This is a genomic window from Chryseobacterium elymi (assembly GCF_003385495.1).
In the GTDB taxonomy this organism is placed as follows: Bacteria; Bacteroidota; Bacteroidia; order Flavobacteriales; family Weeksellaceae; genus Chryseobacterium; species Chryseobacterium elymi.
Map to the genome: position 1 here is coordinate 1 of NZ_QNUH01000061.1, position 1,452 is coordinate 1,452.

The following is a 1,452-nucleotide window of genomic DNA, read 5'->3' on the forward strand; positions in this document are numbered from 1 at the left end:
CCCAATGTCATTAAGTTAATGATTTAACATTTTGACTTACAGTTATTTACTCTTGTTTTTAAGACTTATTTTTCGTATATTTAACAGTGAATCAATCAGTTAAACCGAGAAGAAAAAATACTAATGACATTCTCTCTTCTCTTCAATCCGAAATTTCTCATAGCTTTACAAAGAAAAGATTTGTAGTTGATGCGAAGGATTTCAGTAGAAACAGAAGTCTTTCTTTTTCAGTAAGCATTTTATTTATGATTAATTTTTTAACCAAAAGTTTATCCCTTGAGATTGTTAACTTTTTAAGTTTCTTTAAGAGAAAAGAAATTCCTCAGAAATCATTCAGTAAGAGTGCTTTCGTACAAGCACGTAAAAAAATAAAACCTGAGGTCTTTAGCTATCTGAATGAAAAACTGACCGAAGAATTTTACACCGACAATAGCACAGTAAAAACAAGATTTTCAGGAAAAAGAATTTTGTCAGTAGACGGCTCCCGATTAACTCTTCCCAGAACAAGGGAATTGGAAAAAATCTATGGTAGAACGAAAAATCAAACAGAGACTTATATTATTCAGGGAAAAGCTTGTGTTTTGTACGATGTTCTGAATAAGATAGGTGTTGGTGGTGTTTTATCTTCTGTTGATACCGACGAACGCATTCAGGCAAAACAGCTTTTGGGATACTGCAGGAAAGGAGATTTGATTATTTATGACAGGGGTTTTGCATCTTTCGATTTTATGTATGAACACAAGGAAAAACAATTAGACTTTGTAATGCGGATGCGGTTGGATTTTAGTCTGGTTGTGAGAGATTTTGTAGCTGGCGGTCAAGATTCACAAGTCTTGACGATGCAGCCTGGCAAAAACACAAATTTACAAGGAAAAACCTATGACAAAGACACTTCCTTGATAGTAAGATTGCTTCGGATTGTTTTACCGGGAGGAGAGATCGAAGTTTTGGCAACCTCTCTTGAGGATGAAATCCAATACAAGACTGAAATCTTTAAAGATCTTTACTTTGAAAGATGGAAAATAGAAACGTACTATGATGAGCTTAAAAATAAACTTAAAATAGAAGAATTTTCGGGCTATTCTAACCAAAGCATATTGCAGGATTTTTATGCTACATTATTGGTAAGCAATATTCAAAGTCTTATTGTAGGGGAGCTTAATGAAGAGCTACAGGAGAAAAAAGATACCAAAAAATATATTTATAAGGTAAACACCTCATTATCTTATGGTTTTTTGAAAGACAGAATTATAGGTCTGCTTTTTTCCAATTCTGATATGAACAAGGCAATAGAGGAATTAAAAACTCTTTTCAAAGCGCATTTAATTCCTATAAGACCTCAGAGATCAAACAAAAGAAATATAGGCAAATATAAAGCAAGAGCTAAGCCAATAGTCTCTAAAAATCAAAAGAATAGCTTGTGATAGTTTACTAACTTAATGACATTGGGCT

General features: G+C 32.9%; 1 protein-coding gene. It reads left to right on the forward strand.

Annotated features, from left to right (window positions below):
* The first annotated feature begins 86 nt into the window (after window positions 1–86).
* Window positions 87–1,424: an IS4 family transposase gene (locus DRF60_RS20860; protein WP_116015276.1), complete on the forward strand. Its 1,338-nt coding sequence runs from the start codon at window positions 87–89 to the stop codon at window positions 1,422–1,424.
* Window positions 1,425–1,452 lie beyond the last annotated feature (28 nt).